The organism is Bradyrhizobium sp. 132 (assembly GCF_023074185.1).
In the GTDB taxonomy this organism is placed as follows: domain Bacteria; phylum Pseudomonadota; class Alphaproteobacteria; order Rhizobiales; family Xanthobacteraceae; genus Bradyrhizobium.
The window spans coordinates 1-23,449 of sequence record NZ_JADPKY010000093.1 but is presented as its reverse complement, the minus strand read 5'-3'; the positions used below and the strand labels follow the sequence as shown (position 1 = coordinate 23,449).

Annotated in this window: 18 protein-coding genes and 2 pseudogenes; 16 read left to right on the top strand and 4 right to left on the bottom strand. The window is 60.3% G+C overall.

Features of this window, described 5'->3' with window-relative positions; translation table 11 throughout:
* From IVA74_RS15950 to IVA74_RS15920, 7 genes and pseudogenes are all read left to right on the top strand, one after another.
* Positions 1-1,013 (top strand): IS3 family transposase (locus IVA74_RS15950; RefSeq protein WP_247345472.1); only part of this gene is annotated, 1,013 nt, incomplete at its 5' end.
* Between the two features lie 83 nt (positions 1,014-1,096).
* Positions 1,097-1,519: a transposase gene (locus IVA74_RS15945; RefSeq protein ID WP_247345469.1), complete on the top strand. Its 423-nt coding sequence runs from the start codon at positions 1,097-1,099 to the stop codon at positions 1,517-1,519.
* A gap of 108 nt (positions 1,520-1,627) precedes the next feature.
* Positions 1,628-1,882 (top strand): annotated as a pseudogene (locus tag IVA74_RS15940) (transposase); the annotation flags it as partial.
* Between the two features lie 374 nt (positions 1,883-2,256).
* A complete protein-coding gene (locus IVA74_RS15935) occupies positions 2,257-3,882 on the top strand; it encodes an ABC transporter substrate-binding protein (protein ID WP_247345466.1) in 1,626 nt (541 codons plus the stop codon).
* A gap of 65 nt (positions 3,883-3,947) precedes the next feature.
* Positions 3,948-4,904: an ABC transporter permease gene (locus IVA74_RS15930; protein ID WP_247345462.1), complete on the top strand. Its 957-nt coding sequence runs from the start codon at positions 3,948-3,950 to the stop codon at positions 4,902-4,904.
* On the top strand, positions 4,901-5,767 hold the full coding sequence (locus IVA74_RS15925) for an ABC transporter permease (RefSeq protein ID WP_247345459.1): 867 nt from the start codon (positions 4,901-4,903) through the stop codon (positions 5,765-5,767). The genes IVA74_RS15930 and IVA74_RS15925 overlap by 4 nt, the downstream gene beginning before the upstream one ends.
* A gap of 1 nt (position 5,768) precedes the next feature.
* Positions 5,769-7,589 carry an ABC transporter ATP-binding protein gene (locus IVA74_RS15920; protein ID WP_247345456.1) on the top strand — a complete coding sequence of 607 codons (1,821 nt, stop codon included), beginning with the start codon at positions 5,769-5,771 and terminating at the stop codon, positions 7,587-7,589.
* Between the two features lie 363 nt (positions 7,590-7,952).
* On the opposite strand, the pseudogene IVA74_RS15915 reads toward IVA74_RS15920, so the two are convergent.
* Positions 7,953-9,290 (bottom strand): annotated as a pseudogene (locus IVA74_RS15915) (IS701 family transposase).
* 110 nt (positions 9,291-9,400) lie between these two features.
* A protein-coding gene (locus IVA74_RS15910) for an IS5 family transposase (protein ID WP_247345451.1) occupies positions 9,401-10,161 on the bottom strand; the annotation gives its coding sequence in 2 pieces (ribosomal slippage) (positions 9,401-9,832 and positions 9,835-10,161; 759 coding nt in all).
* 487 nt (positions 10,162-10,648) lie between these two features.
* Here IVA74_RS15910 and IVA74_RS15905 point away from each other — a divergent pair.
* The 3 genes from IVA74_RS15905 (at position 10,649) to IVA74_RS15895 (ending at position 14,926) form a co-directional block, all read left to right on the top strand.
* Positions 10,649-12,112, top strand: a complete 1,464-nt coding sequence (locus IVA74_RS15905; protein WP_247345448.1) for an AMP-binding protein — start codon at positions 10,649-10,651, stop codon at positions 12,110-12,112.
* Between the two features lie 190 nt (positions 12,113-12,302).
* Complete coding sequence (locus tag IVA74_RS15900) at positions 12,303-13,076, top strand: SDR family NAD(P)-dependent oxidoreductase (RefSeq protein WP_247345445.1); 774 nt, start codon at positions 12,303-12,305, stop codon at positions 13,074-13,076.
* 995 nt (positions 13,077-14,071) lie between these two features.
* Positions 14,072-14,926, top strand: a complete 855-nt coding sequence (locus IVA74_RS15895) for an SDR family NAD(P)-dependent oxidoreductase (protein ID WP_247345442.1) — start codon at positions 14,072-14,074, stop codon at positions 14,924-14,926.
* A gap of 315 nt (positions 14,927-15,241) precedes the next feature.
* On the opposite strand, the gene IVA74_RS15890 is transcribed toward IVA74_RS15895, so the two are convergent.
* Positions 15,242-16,184 (bottom strand): IS630 family transposase gene (locus IVA74_RS15890; protein WP_247345439.1). Its coding sequence is split into 2 segments (ribosomal slippage): positions 15,242-15,847 and positions 15,849-16,184, totalling 942 coding nucleotides; the frame shifts between segments, so codons are not numbered across the junction.
* 180 nt (positions 16,185-16,364) lie between these two features.
* Positions 16,365-16,559, bottom strand: coding sequence for a hypothetical protein (locus IVA74_RS15885; protein ID WP_247345435.1), 195 nt, complete (start codon positions 16,557-16,559; stop codon positions 16,365-16,367).
* Between the two features lie 433 nt (positions 16,560-16,992).
* Between IVA74_RS15885 and IVA74_RS15880 the strand changes: the two genes are divergently transcribed.
* The 6 genes from IVA74_RS15880 (at position 16,993) to IVA74_RS15855 (ending at position 23,345) form a co-directional block, all read left to right on the top strand.
* Positions 16,993-17,985 carry an ABC transporter permease gene (locus tag IVA74_RS15880; protein WP_247345433.1) on the top strand — a complete coding sequence of 331 codons (993 nt, stop codon included), beginning with the start codon at positions 16,993-16,995 and terminating at the stop codon, positions 17,983-17,985.
* Positions 17,985-18,890 carry an ABC transporter permease gene (locus IVA74_RS15875; RefSeq protein ID WP_247345430.1) on the top strand — a complete coding sequence of 302 codons (906 nt, stop codon included), beginning with the start codon at positions 17,985-17,987 and terminating at the stop codon, positions 18,888-18,890. Before IVA74_RS15880 ends, IVA74_RS15875 begins: the two co-directional genes overlap by 1 nt.
* 30 nt (positions 18,891-18,920) lie before the next feature.
* Entirely contained in the window at positions 18,921-20,627 is a 1,707-nt protein-coding gene (locus IVA74_RS15870; RefSeq protein ID WP_247345427.1) for an ABC transporter substrate-binding protein, read from the top strand.
* 109 nt (positions 20,628-20,736) lie between these two features.
* Positions 20,737-21,714: an ABC transporter ATP-binding protein gene (locus IVA74_RS15865; protein WP_247345423.1), complete on the top strand. Its 978-nt coding sequence runs from the start codon at positions 20,737-20,739 to the stop codon at positions 21,712-21,714.
* Positions 21,707-22,726: an oligopeptide/dipeptide ABC transporter ATP-binding protein gene (locus IVA74_RS15860; protein WP_247345420.1), complete on the top strand. Its 1,020-nt coding sequence runs from the start codon at positions 21,707-21,709 to the stop codon at positions 22,724-22,726. The genes IVA74_RS15865 and IVA74_RS15860 overlap by 8 nt, the downstream gene beginning before the upstream one ends.
* 196 nt (positions 22,727-22,922) lie before the next feature.
* Positions 22,923-23,345, top strand: coding sequence for a transposase (locus IVA74_RS15855; protein WP_247345417.1), 423 nt, complete (start codon positions 22,923-22,925; stop codon positions 23,343-23,345).
* Positions 23,346-23,449 lie beyond the last annotated feature (104 nt).

The window sequence follows — 23,449 nt, the reverse complement described above, 5'->3', positions numbered from 1 at the left end:
CCTGGGCTTGTTCCGTGTCCTCATTGCTTCCTCCTTTCAAAAGCCAACTCAGTCTGACTGAGAGGACGGGGCGGGTCATCCCATTAATGGTAGGGCCCGTCGCCAAGCGCGAAGCCGTCGCGCACCTGCAGGCCGTCATGGGTCTGTCGGAGCGGCGGGCCTGCGGCATCGTCGGCGCTGACCGTAAGATGGTTCGGTACCGATCCTGCCGACCGCCGGACACCGAACTACGCGGCCACTTGCGCGAGCTTGCTAATGCCCGTCGGCGGTTCGGCTACCGCCGGCTGTTCGTGCTGCTTCGCCAGCAGGGCGAACCGTCCGGGCGGAATCGGATCTACCGTCTGAATCGAGAGGAAGGCCTCAGCGTGCGCAAGCGCCGGGCCCGCCGCCGCGCCGTGGGTGTTCGGGCGCCAATCCTGGTCGAGGCTCGGCCGAATGCCCGTTGGTCGCTGGATTTTGTCCATGACCAGTTCGCCAGTGGTCGCCGCTTCCGGATCCTGAACATCGTCGATGACGTGACCCGGGAATGCCTGGCGGCAATCCCCGACACCTCGCTCCCGGGACGGCGGGTGGCGCGCGAACTGACGGCGCTGATCGCCCGTCGCGGCAAGCCTGGCATGATCGTCTCGGACAACGGCACCGAGTTCACCTGCAACGCCATGCTGACCTGGTCGGAGGAGAACAAGATCGACTGGCACTTCATTGCGCCGGGCAAGCCGATGCAGAACGGCTTCTGTGAAAGCTTCAACGGCCGGATGCGGGACGAGCTTCTCAACGAAACCTTGTTCTTCGGCCTCGATCACGCCCGCGCCAAGATTGCGGATTGGGTCGGCGACTACAACGGCCAACGCCCGCATTCCTCGCTCGGCTATCTGACTCCTGCGGCCTATGCCGCCTACCTCACCGCAACGTGCGATCGGCTGCGCAACCCCGACCAGCTCCGCCGATCGCACGTTGCTCACACCGCGCCAAACGGCGTAACATCCGCCGAGACTCTAACCGCTACTGGGTGAAACTTCAGGGGCAGGTCAATACCCTTGCTTCAGAATTCGAATGAACGTGCGAAAGAAGCCTCCGGCTTGGACGGAGGTGTGGGATGGGATTGGACAGCAAAAAGGACGTCCATTTGGACGGCTCAACGAGGGGGTCGGTGAGCCGGCTGGAGGTTCTTGAAGGACCATCGGGGCGCCGCGTGCGTTCGGAAGCTGAGAGAGCTCGGATCGTCGCGGAGAGTCTGCTACCCGGCGTCCAGGTGTCCGAGGTAGCGCGCAAGCACGGAGCGACGCGCTGGCAGATTTACGATTGGCGACGACGCTTTGGACAGCGAGGCATGTTGGCGTCGTGCGAGGCGTCGCAGTCGACATTCGCGCCGCTGGTCCTGGAAAGCGAGTTGGAGGCGGGTCTCGTTCCGGCGATCAAGCTTGAGATCGCGATCGGCGATGTCGTGCTGCGGACGGACACAGCCATAGATGGCGAGCAGCTGTCCCGGGTCATCCGCGCAGTGCGAGCGTCACGATGATCGCGGCCGGCGCCGATCTGAAGATTTACATCGCGACGCGGCCGATCGACTTCCGCTGTGGCCACAATGGACTTGCGGCAAAGGTGCAGGAGATGCTTCGCCTCGACCCGTTCAGCGGCGCAGCCCATCATCGCCGCGTTCAAGCCATGGTTCGAGAAACAGCTGCCGATGATCTCCGGTGGTTCGACGCTCGCCGAGGACATCCGCTACGCGCTTAATCACTGGCAAGGGCTGACCCGCTTCCTCGAAGACGGGCGCCTCGAGCTTGACACGAACCCGGTCGAGAACGCCATCCGGCCAGTCTGCCTTACCAGAAAAAATGCGCTCTTCGCCGGTCATGAAGTCGGCGCGGAAAACTGGGCCCTGGAACGACGGCAGATCTGGACGACGCTCTTGTGGATAGTTGGCGAGTAGAGTGCGTCCGGCCTCGAAATGGAGCTGATTACCTACTTGCAGAGTGAGAACATGTTAGCACCTTCAGCAGCGCGATCGGGACGCCGCGCTCCTCGTTTGTCCTCCGCGCGGGGCGAGCGTCGAACCTCACGGTTCTGCCGGCTTGGCGCATAATTTCGGCGCCCCATCGGGCCCCTATGATGAAATCCAGCTCTCGAGGCTGATAATATTGTGGAAATGACGAGCCTTCTGTCGACCCTAGGTCGCGGAGTCTAAGATAGGCCGCAACCCAGAACGCGGCGGGCTGAACGAGCCTGCCTTGCAACCGCCAGGAGGAGTGATCGATGTCGGATACACAAGAACTGAAGAAACACGAAATGGTCGCGGCCGATGTGCTGCGCGCTCGCGAAGCGTTTCGGCGTGGAGCGTCGCGGCGAGACGTGATGAACCTCCTCGTTGCGGCCGGTATGTCGCTCGCCGCCGCTGGCACGTTCGCGATGTTCGCCGAGTCGGCGCACGCGGAAGCCCCGCGCCGTGGAGGCAGGATCAAGGTCGGGACCAATGGGAGTTCGGCCACAGAGACGCTGGACCCGGCGAAGGCGTTGACCCAAACCGACTTTTCGCGCGCCTTCATGTTCTACAACGGGCTCACCACGCTCGATGAGAGTCTGACCCCCCAACTCGACCTGGCCGAGGAGATCGCACCTAGCGACCGAGCCACCGTGTGGAATATCAAGCTGCGTCGCGATGTTCGCTTCCACGATGGGTCCCCACTGACGTCCGCCGACGTGGTTTATTCTTTGCGGCGCCACAAGGATCCAGCGGTCGGCTCCGCCATGCGCACCCTCGTCGCGCCTATGGAGGAGATCGCAGCAACCGGGCCGAACGAGTTGCGCATCCGCCTGAGCGGTCCGAACGCCGACTTGCCGACCATCTTCGGCAACTGGCAATGCGTGATCGTCAAAGACGGCGTCACTGATTTCCGCACGGCGAATGGCACCGGCCCGTACAAGTGCCAGGAATTTCAGCCAGGCGTGCGCTCGCTCGCGGTGCGCAACACCGAGTACTTCAAGCCCGGCAAGCCCTATCTCAATGAGATTGAGCTTTTCGGCCTTACGGACGACCAGGCGCGTGTCAACGCGCTGCTCGCGGGAGACATGCAGTTCATCGGCACAATTAGCCCGCGCTTGGTGCCGCGCATCATCTCAACCTCGAACCTTGCACTCTTCGAGACCAAGGGCGGCGCATACCATGATCTCGTCCTCCGCCTCGACGGGGTACCCGGATCAAATCCTGACTTCGTGCTGGCCTTGAAGCACATGTTCAACCGCGAGCAGATCCGCCGGACGGTCTACCGGGGATACGCGGTGATCGCCAACGACCAGCCGATCGACCCGACCAACCGCTTCTACGATGCTAGGCTGCCGCAGCGCGCCTTCGACCTCGACAAGGCGCGCTTCCATCTGCAGCGCTCTGGCCTTGCCAACCAAGCCTTCCCGATAGTCGTGTCACCCGCGGCGCCAAACTCAGAGGAGATGGGGCAGGTCTTGCAGCAGGTTGGCCAGCAGATTGGACTTAACTTACAATTGCAACGCGTGCCGGCCGACGGGTATTGGTCGAACCACTGGGCGAAGCACCCGATCTTCTTCAGTAGCATCCCACCGAAAGCGAGCGTGGATCTTACATTTACCCAGTTCTTCTATTCGCAGGGGCCCTTTAACGAAAGCGCTTGGCGCAACGACCGCTTCGACGCGCTTTTGCTCGAGGCTCGTGCGGAGACCGACAACGAGAGACGTCGCGAGAGGTATAGCGAGATGCAGCGTCTCGTGCACGAAGGCTCCGGCGTTTGCATTCCGGTGTTTGCGAGCTATCTCGACGCCCATGTCACCAACCTGAAGGGTCTGCGGCCAATTCCGACCGGCGGCATGATGGGATACAATTTCGCCGAAAATATTTGGCTCGACCAATGACCGTCGTTACGGCATCTTCTGAGGGGCCGCCGAGGGCGTCGGAGCGCGGCACCGGGACGGCGGATATGAAGACAGCGTTGGTTGGCCTCCTGGCAAGCAGGATCGCGATCGCGTTCCTGACGCTCGGTTTCGTCTCCGTTGCGGTGTTCGTCGGTACGGAGATCCTCCCAGGCGACGTCGCGGCGGCGGTGCTCGGGCAAAATGCGACACCCGAAGCTGTGGCGGGCCTGCGCCACGCCCTACACCTCGATCAGCCCGCCTATATGCGCTACTTCCTGTGGCTTGTCGGGCTGCTCTCGGGCGACCCCGGCCGATCGCTGGTCAACAACCTGCCGGTGGCCGGGCTGATCGCGAGCCGTCTGCCGAACTCGCTGATGCTCGCCGGAGTGACGGCGGCTGTGTCCGTGCCGATCGCGCTCACCCTCGGCATCGCCTCGGCAATCTGGCGCGGCAGCCTCTTGGACCGTGTCGCAAACTTGCTCACAATGTCGGTCGTAGCGGTGCCGGAATTCCTAGTTGCGACGCTGTGCGTAATCATCTTCGCCGTGCACCTGCGCTGGTTTCCGGCGCTGTCCTACGCCGACAGGATCGTCTCCTTCGCCCAGTTCTTCCGCCTGTTTGCGCTACCGGTGTTCACGTTGAGCTGCGTGATGATTGCACAGATGATGCGCCTGACGCGGGCGGCCGTCGTCGACACCCTGCGCTCGCCCTATATCGAGATGGCGGTGCTCAAGGGTGCGCGGCCGATGCGGATCGTGCTGACGCACGCTCTGCCGAACACGATTGGTCCCATCGCTAACGCTGTTGCGCTTAGCCTTTCGTATCTTCTCGGCGGCACCATCATCGTCGAGATAATCTTTAATTATCCGGGTCTCGCGCGCCTCCTCGTTGATGCCGTCTCGACTCGGGACATGCCGCTCGTCCAGGCCTGCGTGATGATGTTTTGCTCGGCCTATCTCTTCCTGGTGATGCTCGCCGATATCGCCGGCATCCTATCCAACCCGAGGCTTCGTTATCGATGAGCGCTGATCAAACAATCATTGCCGTCGAATCGCCAGCCCAGCGGCGACGCCGCCCCCGCCTGCCATTCGCCGGCATCATTGGCGGTAGCATCGTCGCCTTCTGGGTGGTAATGACTATCATCGGACCCTACGTCGCGCCTCATGATGTCGGCGCGCTGGTCGACGACGACGTGTTCGGCCACATGCGCTGGGCCGTTCCGCTCGGCAGCGACTTTCTTGGGCGGGACGTCATGAGCCGCATCCTAGTTGGCGCGCGCTACACGGTCGGTGTCGCCGCGGCGGCGACCGTTCTCGCCGTCCTGATAGGCGGCACGCTCGGCATGCTGGCCGCAGTTTCGCGCGGGGCGGTCGATATGGCGCTCAGCCGTTTCTTTGATGCGCTCATTTCGATCCCGAGCAAGATGGCAGCTCTCGTGATCATCGCGGCACTCGGCTCCTCGATCCCGGTACTAGTCGGGACAGCCGCCATGATCTATACGCCCGGCGCCTTCCGCATCTGGCGTGCGCTCGCCATCAACGTGAACACGCTCGATTTCGTCGAGGTGGCGCGCGCCCGCGGAGAGGGGACTGGCTACCTCATCCGCCAGGAGATCCTGCCGAACATCGCCGGTCCGGTACTGACCGATTTTGGCCTGAGGTTCGTGTTCGCGGTGCTCATTCTGTCCAGTCTTTCCTTCCTCGGTCTCGGCGTGCAACCGCCGGATGCCGACTGGGGCTCGCTCGCACGCGAGAACATCACCGGACTGGCCGATGGCGCACTCGCGGTGGTCATGCCGGCGGCTGCCATTGCGAGCTTGACGATCGGCGTCAATCTGCTGATCGACAATCTGCCGGGCCGCTGGTCTTCGAGCGGTGAGCACTGAGATGGCCCCGCTGGTAAAGGTCGAGAACCTGCACGTAACGGCGCGCGACGACTGCGGGCGCAATCTCGCTATTGTCAAGGATGTCAGCTTCACGGTCGAGCCGGGCGAGGTCGTCGCCCTCATCGGCGAATCCGGCTCGGGCAAGACCACCATCGCACTCTCGCTGATGGGCTATACCCGCGCGGGCTCGCGCATAGTTGGCGGGAACATCACCTTCGACGGGCGCGAAGTGCTTGCCATGAGCCAGCGCGAGCTGGCGTCCTTGCGCGGCCGCGACATCGCCTATGTGCCACAGAGCGCGGCGGCCTCCTTCAATCCGGCGCGCCCGCTCCTCAAGCAGGTGATCGAGAGCTCGCAGATCCACCGCGTGATGCCGCTGGCCGCTGCCGAGGCGAAGGCGGTCGCGTTGTTCCGCGAGCTCGTCCTGCCCAATCCGGAGAAGGTCGGCGAGCGATATCCACACCAGGTCTCCGGCGGGCAGCTACAGCGCCTGCTCGCCGCCATGGCGCTCGTCACCGAGCCGAAGCTCGTCATATTCGACGAGCCGACCACGGCGCTCGACGTGACGACGCAGATCGAGGTGCTGCGCGTCTTCAAGAAGGCGATTAAGGAGCGCGGCACGACCGCGGTCTACGTCTCCCACGACCTCGCAGTGGTTGCACAGATGGCCGATCGCATTATCGTGCTGCGCGAGGGCAGTATCCGCGAGGTCGACGCGACCGGGCTCATCCTATCGTCTCCCAAGAACGATTACACAAAGAGCCTCCTCGCCGCTGCCGAACCGCAGGTGCGGGCCGCGGCACCCGCCACCACGCAGCAGACGGCTCCGCCGGTCCTCGAGGTGAGGAGCGTCATCGCCGGCTATGGCACAGCCGACAGGGACGGCATCCCCGCTGTGCCGGTGCTGCGGGACTTCAGCCTCGCGATCAAACCTGGCAGCACGCTCGGCGTCATCGGCGAATCCGGCTGCGGCAAGAGTACGCTCGCCCGTGTCATTGCCGGCCTTTTGCCGGCCGCGCGGGGCGAGGTGAAACTGCATGGCATGCCGCTGCCGCGTAGCGCGGCCGAGCGCACGCGCGAACAGCTGCGGCGCATCCAGATCGTCTTCCAGATGGCGGATACCGCGCTCAACCCGGCGCGCCCGATCGGCCGTATCCTCGGCCGTCCACTCGAGTTCTATCATGGCTTTTTTGGCGACAAGCGACGGCGGCGGGTCGCTGAACTCCTCGATATGGTGCGCCTGCCAGCGACCATGGCCGAGCGCTACCCGAGCGAGATCTCGGGCGGTCAGAAGCAGCGCGTCAATCTCGCAAGGGCGCTCGCCGCCGAGCCCTCGCTGATTCTGTGCGACGAGGTGACGTCCGCGCTTGATACGGTGGTGGGCGCCGCGATCCTCGATCTTCTTGCTGAGCTGCAGCGCGAACTCGGCGTCGCCTACCTGTTCATCAGCCATGACCTGTCCACGGTCAAAGCCGTGTGCGACGAGGTGATGATCCTCTACGCCGGGCAGATGATGGAGCATGGTAGTCGCGGAGCGCTGCACCAGCGCCCGCTCCATCCCTATTCCGATCTCCTAATTTCGTCCGTGCCCGAGCTGCGGCAGGGCTGGCTTGACGGCATCAGCGACAAATGTCTCAAGGAAGCCGCCGTCGGCGCTGCGCGTTCCGGGCGGGGAGAGGCCTGCAGCTTCTTCGAGCGATGCCCGGTGCGCATTCCCGGTCGCTGCGACGTGGAGCCGACCCCCCTGCGACACCTATCGAAGGGCGCTGACATTCGCTGCCAGCGCACGGAGGAGGAACTCGTCGAGTTGACTGCTCAGTAGTCGCACCGTCGCTATGCCTACGCTTAGTTCGGACTCGCCATGCGAGACGGCCTAAAGACTATAAAGCCAAGAGATCGTACAAGCGCAGGCCCGGTGAAAACCGGGCCAAGTAACTGCTTAACGGGTGTGCTGGTTAGGTCCTCGTTAGGGTGGATTGCGACAATTCTTCCAAGCGGAGAATGGCTGATGTCCCAGGCTTGTTTGAATGCGCCAGCGAGTTTCTGGTCGACATACAAGGGATCCTCGAGTTGCGTCGATCACACGCGGATGTTCAAGAGGTAGTCTTATTTTCCAATCTCAGAAATTGACTCTCGTGCCTCGCATCGGCTCGAACGTTGACTAGCACTACTTTGGCAGATTTATTCACGCGGCTGCTTTCCGCCGATTTGTCTTCTGCAGTATGGGCACCGCTGAGGTCGTGGTTGAACGATGAGATCGACGATGGCTTCGCGTACGGCTGGCAGGCTCGGCTGAGGCGGTGGTCCGTTGATTCTTTTTTTTCCGCCCCGCTTGTGCGAGGCGGCGATGCTGGAGGAATGCGTAAGCGATCATGGTCATGAGCGCATGACGATGGAGACCTTGCCAGGATCGTCCCTCGAAGTGATCGAGCCCGAGTTCCTCTTTCAGCTGTTGGTGGGCCTGTTCGCAAATCCATCGCGCTTTGATCGTGGCAGCCAATGTGCGCAGATCGGTGTTGGCCGGCAGATTGGCGAGATAATATTTCTTCTCTCCCGACGTCCTGTGTTCACCGATGAGCCAGGCTTCGTCCCCTGGAAGATGCTGCTGGCCCATGTCCTTGATCCGCTGCGGTGGTCCATCAGCGGTCCGCACGCGAACCGCGGCGAAGCGAGCTTCCAGCCGGCCCTTGGTCCCACTTCGCCAACTCACATTTTGCCACTTGGCATTGGCCAGCACGTCTTCGGCCGCTGTCGACAATACATCGGGAATGTGCCGCTTGCGGGGACGACCTCGACCGGCGACCGGCCAGATCAATTTAACCTCCACCGGATAAACCTTCTGGTGACGAGGGATACCGACGGCCCAGGCCAGGCCGCGTGTCGTGAGCCCCTGACGGAACGGCGCGCTGAGGCCGTACCCGGCATCCGCCAGCACACAGCCAAAGCGCATACCGGCTGCCATCACGCGATCGATCTCCGCCAAGGCGATCTCCGGCTTGGTCCGCGCTGCGCGGTGCTCGACTGGAACGCCCGCACGCTTCATACGCACCGCATTGCTCGTCCAACTCTCGGGAACGAAGAGACGTAACGCCACCATGACCGGCACTTCACCCCGCGCAAGCGTCAGCGAAACCAATGTTTGGCAATTAGCCGTCTTGCCGAGAGAAGAGGCATATTGTGGAGCGACACCAACCGAACGATCGCCCTTCTTCGGCATCGCCGTGTCGTCGATGACCAGCACCGCATCTTTGCCGCCGACCAGGCGATCAGCCTGAACGAGCAATTCCGCCTCCAATGGCGCCGCATCCCAAAGGCCGTCAGCGATGAAATGGTGCAACTGATCATACTCGCCCGGTGCCAGCCGCGCCGCCATTGGTTGGACGCTCTTGCGATCGCCCGGTCCAATCAATCCCGAGATATAAAGCGGACACATCCGCCGCCGCGCCTAGTGACCTAAACGATCCAGGAACGGCTTGAGCCAGCGTCCAAGCTCGTCTTCCCACTTCGACCTCGTGTCCACCATGGTCGGCCCTCCAAAAGCCGACCACCCATGAATCATTGAAAATCTGATTCGGGAATCCAGTTTCGCCAATCAATCGTCGAAATCTGCCAAAGTAGTGCTAGGGTCCAGACTCAATTGAGCCAGTATGCGACTAGAGCGGCGAGATGAACAGCGGCCAAAAAATTGCGGGCGAGCTTGTCGTATCTGGTCGCGATGCGGCGGAAGTCCTTGAGCCTGCAAAAGCAGCGCTCGATGACGTTTCGGCCTTTATAGGCACGCTTGTTGAAGGGATGGACGACGACGCGGTTAGATTTGTTGGGGATGACGGGCTTGGCGCCGCGACGTATGATTTCGTTACGAAAGTCGTCGCCGTCATAGCCTTTATCGCCGAGGAGCGCGCTCATGGGCGGCGCGAGCGCCAGAACATCTGGCGCCGCCGCGATATCGGCGCTCTGGCCTGGTGTCAGATGCAGGACGACAGGCCGGCAGAGCGGATCGCTCAGCGCATGGATTTTTGTGGTGCGGCCGCCTCGCGAGCGGCCGATTGCTTGATTGTGCTCCCCCCTTTTCCTCCGGAGGCACACCGGTGAGCTTTAATCGAGGTCGAGTCGAGCGACAGCGCGACGGCATCTTTGCCGGGCTTGGCCAGCGCCTCAAAGATCGCGCACCATCGTCCGCGCTTTGCCCAACGATTGAAGCGATTGTAGACCGTCGTGTAAGGCCCGTATTCAGATGGACAATCGCGCCACCGCGCACCCGATTGCAGCATGTGAATGATGCCGCTGATGATGCGCCGATCGTCGTCCCAATCCGGTCCCGTCAGTCCCGTCGGCAGGTGCGGTTCTATCCGCGCCCACTGCTTATCATTCAACCAAAACAGGCCGCCACGCATCTCTCGTCCCCGAATCAAATATGCGGACAAGAGAATCACGTGGCGCCAATTAGGTACAGACCCTAATCAAGGCATCATGATCCACGTCGTTTGCAACCGCTAACTCGGGATAATGATTCGGATCTGATTGAGCGAGCCCGCTCCTGCGCGGTTCTCTGCCGGTACTTGAGAACAAGGATCGGAGTGAGCTCTCGCCGCCGACTGACTCGCTCTGAATCCGCCCACGAGTCATCACGAGATCGAGTGGCAACGCTTCTAAGGGCGTTCAGGACCGATGAGCACTCCGCGGAGGGCGAGCGGCTGATCTTCGCGAGGAATTTCTGCGTCAAGGCAGTTAGCATTGCCTGATCTAAGTGCCTGCGAGGCACAAATTGGCGATCTTCTTCTGCGGGAGCAAGTAATTCTTCTGCACCATCCATCTTGGTCGCAAATTGAGATCATGCATGCGCACGGATCTAACGAAGCAATGTCTGTAGCGGGAAGAAAAATGGCTGAAGAGATCATCCCTTTGGGCGAGAAGCTAGCCCGCCGCGCCGCAGCGACGCCGAGTGCTCCGGCGGTCAGTTGTGGCGAGATCACTCTCACTTGCGGCCAGCTAGAAGCGAGGGCCAACCGCATCGCTCGCGCCTTGGAAGGTTTGGGCGTAAAACAAGGCGACCTCGTCACCATTGGCCTACCCAACGGCGTTAATTTCTTTGAAGCCTGCTGGGGCGTCTGGAAACTCGGTGCGACGCCCCAACCGGTGTCCTTTCGTTTGCCGAATGCTGAGCTGCGGGCCATCGTTGAGCTCGCTGACCCGCCGATCGTGATTGCTTTGCCTGGGATGGAAGCTGGCCGGCCCCGCGTCACGGTCGAGGAACTGCTCGCACTATGCACGGATGACCGGCCGGTTGAGCCACGCGTAGCGCCGGTTAGGAAAGCGGTGACCTCGGGCGGCTCGACAGGCCGGCCCAAGCTAATCCTTTCCGGATTGAGCGGTGTAACGCGGGCTGATCCGATTGATGGTCCGGGCTTCTGGCGCTTTGGCCCTGGCGACACGGCGCTGATTCCTGGACCGCTCTATCATAATGGTCCTTTCGGGTGCGCCTTGGACGCGCTGACCAATGACGCTCATGTTGTGGTGATGCCCCGTTTCGATGCCGAGGGAGTTTTGACTGAAATCGAGCGGCACAGGGCGACCTGGGTCTACTTGGTACCCACCATGATGAGCCGCATCTGGCGACTTCCGGACGAGGTGCGTACCCGCTACGACATCTCTTCACTGAAGACGCTCTGGCATTTCGCTGCGCCTTGCCCGCCGTGGCTCAAGGAGGCTTTCATTAACTGGCTCGGACCTGAGGTGATCATGGAGCTTTATGCCGGCTCTGAGAGCCAAGCCTGCACCACCATCACCGGAAGCGAATGGCTCGATCATCGCGGCTCCGTCGGGCGGGTATGCGAGGGCGAAATGAAGGCTTTCGACGCCGACCGCAACGTGCTGCCTCCCGGCGAGGTGGGAGAGATCTATATGCGCCGTCCGGAGAGCTCACCTCCTTCCTACTTCTATCGGGGCGCTACAGCCCGCACACTGCCCGGCAGTTGGGAAAGCCTTGGCGACATCGGCTATTTCGACGCGGATGGCTACTTATATCTTGCTGACCGGCGCACCGATATGATCCTGGTCGGCGGGTCTAACGTCTATCCGGCCGAGGTGGAAGCGGCAATCGACGAGCACCCGCAGGTTATCTCAAGCGCCGTAGTTGGCCTGCCGCACGAGGACATGGGCTCGTCCATCCACGCCATCGTCCAGGCTCGCCCGGGCCTGACTGAGGATGCGCTGCGAGCCCATCTGGCCGACCGACTGGTGACCTATAAGCTTCCGCGCACGATTGAGTTCGTCGCCGAGCCGTTGCGCGACGAAGCGGGCAAAGTGCGCCGGACGCAGCTTCGTAACGAGCGTATCGCCCGATGAACATAAACGAGAGCCCAACCGTAACCAAGCCCGGTGAAAGAGTGGCTGCAGTCCTCCATGCTATTGTCGCTAGGAGTGAGCAGAGGAGCGCTCTTTGTTCATCGCCGGGCCGGCTGGGCGCAATCGTTTTTCCCGGCTTTATAGCGTTCCGGATTGACCCGCATCTCAGAAACGAAAATGTGAGAACACCATGGATTATGCACTTCCCAATTTCTCCATCGACTTGAAGGGCCAGAATGCATTAGTCACCGGAGCATCGGCGGGCCTTGGGGTGCGATTCGCCAAGACGCTCGCACGATGCGGGGCACGGGTGGCCTTGACTGCACGACGGCTCGATCGCCTCGAGAGCGTCGCAGCGGAAATCAACGCGGCCGGTGGCAAGGCCGTGCCGCTCCAGCTCGACGTTACGGATGCGGATCAGCTGACCAAGGTTGTCGCAGACGCAGAGCGGCAGCTCGGTCCCGTAACGATCCTGGTGAACAATGCGGGCGTCCCGGACGCCCAGCGCGCGACCAAGATGTCGATCGATCTGATCGACCGCGTACTGGATACGAATGTGCGAGCGCCGTACGTGCTGTCATGCGAGATCGCACGGCGCTTGATCGCGGCAAAGCTTCCCGGTCGCATAGTCAATCTCGCGTCATCTGCGGCCTATTCCTATGGAGGCAATGGCGCCGCTCTCTATTCGATCAGCAAGGCTGCAGTGGTACGCATGACCGAGGCCCTCGCGGTCGAATGGGCGAAGTTCAACATCAATGTCAACGCAATCGCGCCGGGAGCGTTTTCGTCCGAGATGATGGACGGCATGCTGCAACGTGTAGGCGATATCACAAAGGCATTTCCGCGGCCGCGCATTGGCAATCCAGCTCAGCTCGACAGCACCTTGCTGTTCTTGGTCTCACCATCATCGGACTTCGTGACCGGCACTTGCGTACGCGTCGACGACGTTCAGGCTGGCAGATAACCGAGCCCCGAGCGGCGTCCATCAATGCATCAACTTCGATGCATCGGTGCGCCCAGGGCGGCAGGTTGAAAGGTCGGCAGCTTCGATCTAAGGCCACTTCTTGCGCCGAGCGTATTGGCCTGGAATCGCGCATAGGTGCACAATGCAATGATTGCCTTCCGATGTTCAGCCTTCAACAATTCCGCACGGTCGGGCTGCGGCGCGGCCGGCCAATCAGCCACCCCTACTGTACGGCATGAATGCCGCGGCACCGGCACCCTGATCCTTGGAGGACACAACGTCGACGACGGGTCAGCGCCCTTCTCAGGCTGAGCACCATCGAACCTCTGCGCCAGCAATCAAAAAGCCCTTGCGCAGCACCCGCAGTACTCGACCGCTCATGTCGTATGTTGATGCTCCGGCGTTGTCTCAAGGTGTCACCGACAAGGAGCTAATGTAAATGAACATCGATGAATGCTTGCATTGGTGATGCGGCACATCGCTCTCACAGCAACGCAAACCGGTCCGAATTGGGAATGCAAACGGACCAATCTGGAAAAAAGGCTGAGGCGATCTTTGATATAGTTTTCGATCGAAAGTTCAGTAGTCCACGGGAGTTTCGTGCGGTTCTTTTGTTTGCGAAGAACTTCTGCACTAAATCCTCATAATTTGCCTTATCTATTTGCCTAATCGTCAGATCTTGGCGATTTTCTTCTGTAGAACGAGGTATTTGTCCCGCGGCCGTCGGCGCCGCCCCTGGGCTGAATGACGCGTGAGGGTCGATCAACCCATCTTGTTGGTGAGGTGCTTGGGTTTTACGCGAAGAAGTCGTGGCCGGTAATTTCGCGAATGTCTCATCATCCTTCCGGTGGCCGCCGACGCTTCCGCGGCGGGCAAGTACAATGAGCAACTCATGAAACATCAGCCGGGTTTTGGCGTCGCAGCGGGACCCACATGAAGCATGGACTAGCCCTGCTTCGATAACACGTGTTCACGCCGCACTTGAGGAGGATAGGATGGGATTGTTGGATGGTCGGGTGGCGATTATCACCGGCGCGGGCGGGGGACTTGGCGAGGCTTATGCCAAGCTGTTCGCCAAAGAGGGGGCAGCGATCGTCGTCAATGACCTCGGCAGCACCGTCAATGGCTTCGGTGCGAGCGCCGCTGCTGAAAGAGTGGTCGCCGAGATACTAGCGGCAGGCGGTCGCGCCGTCGCCAATGGCGACGACGTATCCACCGTGGCCGGGGGAAGGAATATTCTCAAGACCGCGATCGACGCCTTCGGTCAAGTCGACATCCTGATCTGCAATGCCGGCATTTTACGCGACCGGACATTTGCTAAAACCTCTGAGGAAGATTGGGATCTCGTCCTCAAGGTTCATCTGAGGGGGACCTACTGCTGCACTCTACCCGTTTGGAATTGGCTCAAAGAAAACCGTCGACCAGGCGTGATAATTATGACGTCCTCAACGTCGGGATTGTTCGGAAATTTCGGTCAGGCAAATTATGGAGCTGCCAAGGCCGGCATCTATGGCTTGATAAGAGTTCTCTCTATCGAGGGCCGCAAGTACGGCATCCGCGTTATGGGCGTGGCGCCAAACGCGGTCACTCGAATGTGGGCGGACGTTCCGGGGGTTCGAGATGACGAACGCCTTTCCGTCCTGCGTCCCGAAAACGTCGCTCCTGGGGTACTCTTTATGGCCTCCGACTTGGCGGCAGATCATTCTGGCAAGATCCTCGCCGTATCGGGGGAAGAGATCGCAGAGGTGAAAATGTTGATGGCCGATGGCTTTCGTCCCAAAGCACCCTACAACGCGCAAGACGTGGCGGCGCACGCAGCTTCAGTATTTTTCCGGACAGACCTAAAGTAACATTTGAGCATCTTCGTCTTCCGCCGGCTCGGCACAATCCCATGCCTTCACCGACAGGGATGGCTCGCGCATGCTTTCCGCCTGACAACCTATGCCGGTCGACCTCGCCTTCTGGGTTGAGGAGGGTAGCGAGTCCGCGCCAGCACTCTCCCGCCGGGGCAAAGGTTTAGGATCGCCGGTCCGGCGCATGTTCCCAAAGCGCATTGACATCTATTCCTAGGCTTGCTTGCAGCGGTTCTGGCGTGCAATGCCGAATCACTACATCAACTCCTTCCCCAGAATCCGCCGCTATGCTTCGCTTAGAGCGTGCTGTTTTTATACGGAAACATAGCCTGAGTTTTTGAGATAGTTGGCGCACTCCTGCGCGGAGAAGAGGTCGAGCAGTTCACCGACCTTGCGCCAGGTTGCCTCGACGTCACGCGGCTCTGCAGCTCGCATCAGATGTTTGAGCTTGGCGAAGACCTGTTCGATCGGATTGAGGTCGGGACTGTAGGGCGGCAGGAAGAGCAGATGCGCTCCGGCGGCGCGGATGGCATTGCGGGCGGACTTGCCTTTGTGACTGCCGAGATTGTCGAGGATGACGACCTCGCCTTTTGCCAGCGTTGGCACCAGAACCTTCTCGACATAGAGGGTGAAGAGTTCCCCATTGATGGGGCCGTCGATGACCCAAGGTGCGCTGATCTGGTCGTGCCGCAGCGCTGCAATGAAAGTCATGGTCTTCCAATGACCGAAAGGCGCGGATGCCTGGAGCCGCTGTCCACTCGGACCCCAGCCGCGCAGTGGCGCCATGTTGGTCTTGATCCAGGTCTCGTCGATAAAGATCAGGCGTGAAGCGTCAATCTTGCCTTGATGGGCCTTCCAGCGCGTCCGTTTACGAGCGATATCGGGGCGATCTTGTTCGGCCGGCAGAATCGTTTTTTTTGAAACTCAGCCCTTCGGCATGCACAAACGTCCACACGGCCCGCACACCTGTCTTGATCCCGCGTGCCGCCAACTCCTGTGTCAGCTTCCGCAAGGTGAATGGCCCAGAGAGAACGCGCTTGCGCAGCCAGTCGGCATTGGCACCGGATAGAACTGGCTTCTTGTGACCACCAATCCTGCCAGGCGAAACGCCTCCAGTCTCCCGCCTCAGATTCTTCCACTTCGTTACACAGGACGGGCTGATCTCAAGCGCCTCTGCAATCGAGCGAACCGTCTCCCCTGCGTCAGCCCGCGCCAGAGCCCGCTCACGAAGGTCTTCCGAATAGGGTCGCGTCATCCATGCTGGCCTCCGTTCTCCAGCATGAAGCTTGAATCAGAAATCGGCTCCCCTGGGAATCCCGATTCCGGTAAAAAACAACATGCTCTAGCAGAGGCTTTTCACACACCAACAAATCGAAACCGAGGCGGCTCTCCGAAGTTGGTATTGCCAGTGTTAGAGTTTGGGCCTTCCTGGAAATCATCCTTGGTCTGGAACGGTGCCGATCACTTGATCGTTCGGTATCCAGAGCAAAGAATAGTCCGGGACGAAGACGATTCCGCTGGCTTCCGCGAATTTGTCGAACAGCACGATGCGCATTGCATTGTTGGCTGGGGTTAAAGCAGTTTGCCGACCTGCTTGTTCAAACCTAATTGCGTTGCTGTAAGGGTCCAATCGTTATTCCGATCGAGCGCTATCGTCGACGTCGCTCGATAGCCGCTCTCGCGGCTTGATGCTCTCCGCGATTGCTCTTTCAATCAAGTGCCTTCCTGTGGACCTATCACTGCACGGACGCGCGCAGCGCAATCCTTCGCGTATCCGCATTTCGAGCAGCATTTCGGCCGTGCGTGGCGGAACATTGATGAAATTCAGCGTGGTCGGACCGATAATATTGAGACGAAGGCACAAGCCTTATGCCGACAGCGCGATCGCGCCGTCAAAAAGAGAAAAAAAGGGAGGCGAATGGCGTGGCTGGGTAACCCGCCCACGTCGTGCAAGCGTATTCCTAGACGCGCGGTCGTGCGCGCAAAGCGCTGTGTCCACCTCGACGCGGTACTGAAGCGGAAGAAAATCGCCGATTTGTATCGGAACGGCTGATCATCGGGAATTGTTCCGGTTTCAGCGCAGAAGTTTGAGCGGGGTTATGCAGGGTTACATCATACGACGTGTTCTCGCGCTGATCCCCACGCTGATCTTCGCCTCGCTTATTGTCTTCATCGCGATTCGCCTGATGCCCGGCAACGTCATCGACCTGATGCTGTCACAGAATGACCTGAGCGCAGCAAAGCAAAGCCGAGAGCAGCTGGAAGCTGCGCTTGGGCTGGATACACCGATCTACATCCAATACTTCAAGTGGATCAGTGCGCTCCTGTTCGAGGGCAGCCTCGGCAAGTCGTTGTGGACCAATACACCAGTTATGGAGGAAATCCTCTACCGCCTGCCGATTACCTTTGAGCTAGGGATGCTTGCCCTGATCGCGTCGCTCATCGTCGGCATACCAATCGGCGTCTATGCCGCGGTAAAGCAGGATACAGTCGGCGACTACATCCTTCGCTCCTTCTCGATTCTCGCGCTCGCCGTTCCTGGGTTCTGGGTCGGTACGCTCGTGATGGTTTTCCCGGCGATCTGGTGGGGATGGTCGCCGCCTGTAAAGTTCGTCCCGGCCTCGGAGCACCTTTGGAGCAATTTCCTGCAGCTGCTCATTCCGGCTCTGATCCTGGGCACGGCGTTTTCGGCCATCACCATGCGGCTGACCCGCACACTGATGCTGGAGGTGATGCGACAGGACTACGTCCGAACCGCAAAAGCGAAAGGACTTTCGACCACCACGATCGTTATGCGGCACGCCCTACGCAACGCGCTGATTCCCGTCATCACGCTGGTCGGCTTGCAGGCAGGTGCGCTGATCGGCGGTGCGGTCATTCTCGAGCAGATCTTCGTCATTCCCGGCATGGGCCTGTTGCTCCTGGAGGCGGTGAATTCGCGCGATTATCCGACCATCACAGGCGTTTTCTTCGTCTTCGGGGTGGCGATCGTGTTCATCAATTTGCTGGTCGATCTGAGCTATGGCTTTCTTGATCCGAAAGTGAGGAGCCGCTGATGCCCGATATCACCGAGACCTCACTTATAATCCTTCCGGCGTCGATCAAGCGTCCGAACGCTGTCTCCGAGTTCTTCGTCCGGCTGTTTCGCGAGAAGCCGCTGGGTGCCGCGGGTGCGGTAATCTGCCTTCTCTTCCTGTTCGCTGGCATCTTTGCCGACGTTCTGGCGCCGTACGGCTACAACCAGATCATGCCGATCAACCGGATGAAGCCGCCGAGCTGGCAGTTCTGGTTCGGGACCGACAATCTCGGCCGCGATATCTTCTCTCGAGTGGTTTACGGTGCCCGCCTATCGGTCATCATCGGTCTCTCGGCGGCCAGCCTCGCGACGGCCATTTCTATCGTCCTCGGCATCATCTCCGGCTATCTCGGTGGCCGTTTCGACATGCTCGTGCAACGGTTCGTCGACGCATGGATGAGCTTCCCGGAGCTTGTCGTCCTGATCGTGATAGTCGCGGTGATCGGGCCGGGTATGTTCCCGGTCATCATCATTCTCGGCGGCTTCCTCGGAATAGGGGGGTCTCGCATCATCCGGAGCGCGGTGCTCTCCGTGCGTGAGCAAAGCTACATCCATGCCGCGCAATCGATCGGTGCTGGCATTAACCGCATCTTGTGGCGGCACGTTCTGCCGAACGTTCTGCCCCCGGTGATCGTCCTGTTCACGACTCGCGTCGGAGCGGTCATTCTGGCGGAGGCCTCGCTGTCGTTCCTGGGATTAGGCGTTCCGCCGCCGGCCCCCTCATGGGGCGGCATGCTCACTGGCTCTTCGCGCAATTACATGTACCTCGCACCGTGGATGGCGCTCGCGCCGGGCATCTGCCTGACACTGGTAGTGTTCAGCATCAACATGTTCGGTGACGCCATGCGAGACCTCCTCGATCCCCGCATGCGCGGCCACCGTTGATAGGCGAATTTTTGATCAAGGGAGAAGACGATGCAAGCAAAGACACTACGCCGATTTTTTGGTTCAACCTTTCTGAGCCTTATGCTCACTGCCGGTTCGGCATGGGGCCAGGCCACGATGGAAACGCCGAAATACGGCGGCGCCCTGGAGATCTCTACCGTCTATGCTAACATCTCGGCACTGTCATTCGACAACTACGATTGGCCATGGAAACACAACCATGACACCGGTGCGGTTTACGAGCAACTGCTTGCTGGCGACCTCTCCCAGGCCAAATCGCGCGGTGGCTCTAACGGATTCACATCCGACGCTTACATCCCCTCGCACCTCATTCGGGGCGAGCTCGCGGAGAAATGGGAGTGGCTGGACAACCCGCTGCGCCTGAAGATCACGCTACGCAACGGTGTGATGTTTCCCGAGAAGCAGGGCGTAATGGCGAAGCGTGAGCTTGTCGCAGATGACGTGGTGTTCAACTTCAAGCGCATTGCGGCGAGTCCAAAGGCGGTCGCTAAGTACTTCGACTTTGTCAAGGACGTGCGCGCGGAGGACAGGTATACAGTCGTGTTCGAGATGTCGAAGTTCAATGCCGAATGGGATTACCGGTTCGGTTATGGCTATTACTCCGGCGTCATACCAAAGGAGGTCGTCGATGCTGGCGCTGCGAACTGGAAGAACGTGAACGGCACCGGCCCCTTCAAGTTGGCGGATTACGTGCAGGGCAGCTCCCAGACTTACGAGAAAAATCCCGACTATTGGGACAAAGAAAAGATCAACGACAAGGAATTCAAGTTACCCTATGTCGACAAGGTTGTGTACCGGATTATCAAGGACGAAACTACGCGCGTGACCGCACTGCGTACTGGCAAGCTGGACATCATGGAGTACATCCGTTGGCAAGATGCCGAGCAGTTGAAAAAGAGCGCACCTGACCTGAAGTGGAACCGCAGGCTCGCCACTGCCGGCACGTTCCTGTCGATGCGCGTTGATCAGAAGCCGTTTGACGACATCCGCGTTCGACGCGCCATGAACATGGCGGTGAACAAGGAAGAAATCATCAAGACGTACTATAATGGCAATGCGGAGCTGTTCGCCTATCCCCAACACCCCGACTACACGGGCTACTTTCAACCGCTGAATGAGCAGCCGGCTAGCGTGCAAGAGCTGTTCAAGTACGATCCAGCCAAGGCCAAGAAGTTGCTCGTCGAAGCCGGCTATCCAAACGGCTTCACCTTTAAAGCCCAGGTCTGCTCGTGCAGCACGGACCATGCGGACCTCATTTCGCTGGTGGCTGCCTATCTAGAACAGGTCGGTGTAAAGATGGAGATCCAGCCGATGGAGTATGGCGCATTCCTGTCGGCGATGACGACGCGGTCACTCGCGATTGGCTATTTCATGGATAATGGCCACACCAGCCCGACTACGACGATCCGCAAGAGCTTCATGACCGGGCAGACCTGGAATCCATCGCAATGGAGTGATCCAAAGCTCGATGAGCGCATGGAAGCCGTCTACCAGGAACGCGACGAAAGCAGGCGTCAGGCCGCGCTCCGGACGATAACAACCGAGATAGTCGACAAGGCGCCGTACCTCTGGCTGCCGACGCCCTACGTTTACACAGCATGGTGGCCGTGGCTGAAGGGCTATGCGGGCGAGCTGCGCGCGGGCGCTGAGCGTCCTGGCCCGATCTATGCTCGTATGTGGATTGATCAAGACCTCAAGAGAAAGATGGGATACTGAGCGAAGGCCGCGGCCACATTGATGGAGAAGCGGCGGCGCGACTGCGCCGCCAGACTTCTTGACATTCCGCCGTTTCGCCACGAGCCATAAAGTTCGGAGTAGTCTTTCAGTGAGTAAGCCACTTCTGCAAGTCCGCAACCTGACCACGAGATTCGGCGACGGTCTCGGTGCGATCACCGCCGTCAATAACATCTCCTTCAACGTCGATGTGGGCGAGACCCTAGCCATTGTCGGTGAGAGCGGCTCCGGTAAGAGCGTGACAGCCCTGTCAATCATGCAGCTCCTCCCCGATCCACCCGGGCGAATCATGGCGGGGGAGATCGTGTTCGACGGCACCGACTTGGCCAAGCTGAAGGAAGAGGAGATGCGCACGATCCGCGGCAACCAGATCTCAATGATCTTCCAGGAGCCGATGACGTCACTCAACCCTTCCTTGACCATCGGACTTCAGATTGCCGAGCCGATTAACCTGCACAAGAAGCTACCTTGGCAAAAGGCCTACGATAAGGCAGAGGAACTGCTCAATCGCGTGCGGATGCCCGATGCCCGCAGCCGCCTTTCGGCTCATCCCTACCAGTTCTCGGGCGGCATGCGGCAACGCATCATGATCGCGATGGCGCTCGCATGCCAGCCGAGGCTGATTATCGCCGACGAGCCGACCACCGCGCTTGACGTGACCGTGCAAGCGCAGGTCCTCGAGCTGTTAAAGGAGCTCACGCGTGAGACCGGGACGGCGCTGATTCTGATTACCCACGATCTTGGCGTCGTGGCACGGTACGCGGACCGTGTCTGCGTGATGTATGGCGGCAAAATTATCGAGACGGCAAGCGCGCTCGATCTCTACGCAAGACCTATGCATCCCTACACGCGGGGCCTGATGGCCTCGATCCCGCGGCTTGATGAGCCGGCCGGACGGCGACTGGTGCCCATCAAGGGGCAGCCGCCCAACCTCTCGCAACTGCCGGTCGGCTGTTCTTTCAATCCGCGCTGCAGCGAGGTAGTGGACCGTTGCCGACACGACACGCCGGAGCTGATGAAGTTCGACGACAAGCATCTGCATGCGTGTTGGGTAGCACCCCATGTCTGACGTGTTGTTGAGACATAAGCAGCGGCGCGCCGCGGTGAAATCCGATGTTATTCTCGACGTCCAGGAACTGAAGGTTCATTTTCCGGTTTATGGTGGGTTTCTCCAGCGGGAGGTCGGCACCGTGAAGGCGGTTGACGGCGTCTCGTTTCAACTGCACGAAGGCGAAACCCTTGGGCTCGTGGGCGAGAGTGGGTGCGGAAAGTCAACCACCGGTCTTGCCATCCTGCGCATGCTACCGATCACGTCTGGAAAGATCGTGTTCGAAGGCGTAGACATTACTGAGCACGATCCGCGCCAAATGCGGCCTGTCCGGCGCCGCGTCCAGATGGTGTATCAGGATCCGTTCGGATCGCTCGATCCGCGCATGACGATCGGCGACATAATCGGCGAGCCGTTGGAAATTCATAAGTTGCACGGCAACAAGGCCGAGCGCCGGGCGCGGGTAATGGACCTGCTCAAGACGGTCGGGCTACGGCAGGACATGATCGATCGCTACCCGCACCAGTTCTCCGGTGGCCAGCGGCAGCGCGTCAGCATCGCCCGCGCGCTCGCGGTCGAGCCACGGCTGTTGCTCTGCGACGAGCCCGTGTCGGCACTGGACGTGTCGATCCAGGCTCAAGTGGTCAACCTATTTCAGGAACTGCAGGAAGAGCTTGGGATCTCCACAATCTTCGTCGCTCACGATCTCGCGGTGGTACGGCATGTCAGTCATCGACTCGCCGTGATGTATCTCGGTACGATCGTTGAGATCTCTACGTGCGACGAGCTCTATGCACACCCGAAGCATCCCTACACCCAAGCGCTGATGGCAGCGATCCCGGTCCCAAATCCCGTTATTGAAGCCGGGCGTAGCCACCAAACGATCCAGGGCGAGGTGCCGAGCGCACAGCATCCGCCAGGGGGCTGCCGCTTCCATCCGCGCTGTCCGCATGCGATGCCGATTTGCAAGGAGCAGACTCCGAAACTACTCCCTCAGGGAAGTGGCCTCGTCGCGTGCCATCTGTTCACGTGACGCCACTGGACTGCAGTTTAACTTGCAGCCCGCTCTCCGCGGCGCTCAAAGTTAACTCGGGCTAGCCGGACGCGCGAGCACACAGCACCCCCCCTCGGCGCACATAGCGTAAGCGTAGCGCCGAGGCCCTTTGGATTGTTTGTGCGGAGTCTTGAGAGCACCGTTAGAAGAGTCATCTTCTGGAAGGGTGCTCACAATGGACGACCATTCTGACGACATAAGACGACCGTTGTCACCGCGTGTTGAAGTGTTCGCAGGCGCAGGTCGCAAGCGCTGGCCGGATGATTTGAAAGCGCAGATTGCTGCGGAAAGCCTCGAGCCGGGGTCGGTTGTCACAGACGTCGCCCGTCGCCATGGCTGCCGGCCCCAGCAGGTGCATGACTGGCGGCGCCGGGCGCGTTTGGGCCAGTTGGTATTGCCGGCGTCGGCGGACACGCTGTCGTTCGTGCCGGTGACGTCGGAATCGGCGTTGCCTGCGGCCGCAGACCCCTCCGGGTCGCCGGAAGCCGCCGTTGTGACGGTTGAGTTCCAGGGCGCGCGCGTGGAGGTGCGCGGGGCGCCTGGCCTTGCTGTATTGAGCGATGTGTTCATTGCGCTCCGGCGGATACGTTCATGCTGACGACACCCGCGAGCCTGATGATCTACGTGGCGACGCAACCTGTCGACTTCAGGAAGGGAGCGGAAGGCTTGGCGCTGCTGGCGAAGGAGACGCTGGGCCATGAC

Excerpts from the sequence above, each read along its gene's own strand:
- IVA74_RS15900 (WP_247345445.1), top strand. The coding sequence starts at position 12,303 with ATGGATTATGCACTTCCCAATTTCTCCATCGACTTGAAGGGCCAGAAT.
- IVA74_RS15895 (WP_247345442.1), top strand. The coding sequence starts at position 14,072 with ATGGGATTGTTGGATGGTCGGGTGGCGATTATCACCGGCGCGGGCGGG.
- IVA74_RS15860 (WP_247345420.1), top strand. The coding sequence starts at position 21,707 with ATGTCTGACGTGTTGTTGAGACATAAGCAGCGGCGCGCCGCGGTGAAA.
- IVA74_RS15930 (WP_247345462.1), top strand. The coding sequence starts at position 3,948 with ATGAAGACAGCGTTGGTTGGCCTCCTGGCAAGCAGGATCGCGATCGCG.
- IVA74_RS15905 (WP_247345448.1), top strand. The coding sequence starts at position 10,649 with ATGGCTGAAGAGATCATCCCTTTGGGCGAGAAGCTAGCCCGCCGCGCC.
- IVA74_RS15870 (WP_247345427.1), top strand. The coding sequence starts at position 18,921 with ATGCAAGCAAAGACACTACGCCGATTTTTTGGTTCAACCTTTCTGAGC.
- IVA74_RS15920 (WP_247345456.1), top strand. The coding sequence starts at position 5,769 with ATGGCCCCGCTGGTAAAGGTCGAGAACCTGCACGTAACGGCGCGCGAC.
- IVA74_RS15875 (WP_247345430.1), top strand. The coding sequence starts at position 17,985 with ATGCCCGATATCACCGAGACCTCACTTATAATCCTTCCGGCGTCGATC.
- IVA74_RS15925 (WP_247345459.1), top strand. The coding sequence starts at position 4,901 with ATGAGCGCTGATCAAACAATCATTGCCGTCGAATCGCCAGCCCAGCGG.
- IVA74_RS15935 (WP_247345466.1), top strand. The coding sequence starts at position 2,257 with ATGTCGGATACACAAGAACTGAAGAAACACGAAATGGTCGCGGCCGAT.
- IVA74_RS15855 (WP_247345417.1), top strand. The coding sequence starts at position 22,923 with ATGGACGACCATTCTGACGACATAAGACGACCGTTGTCACCGCGTGTT.
- IVA74_RS15945 (WP_247345469.1), top strand. The coding sequence starts at position 1,097 with ATGGGATTGGACAGCAAAAAGGACGTCCATTTGGACGGCTCAACGAGG.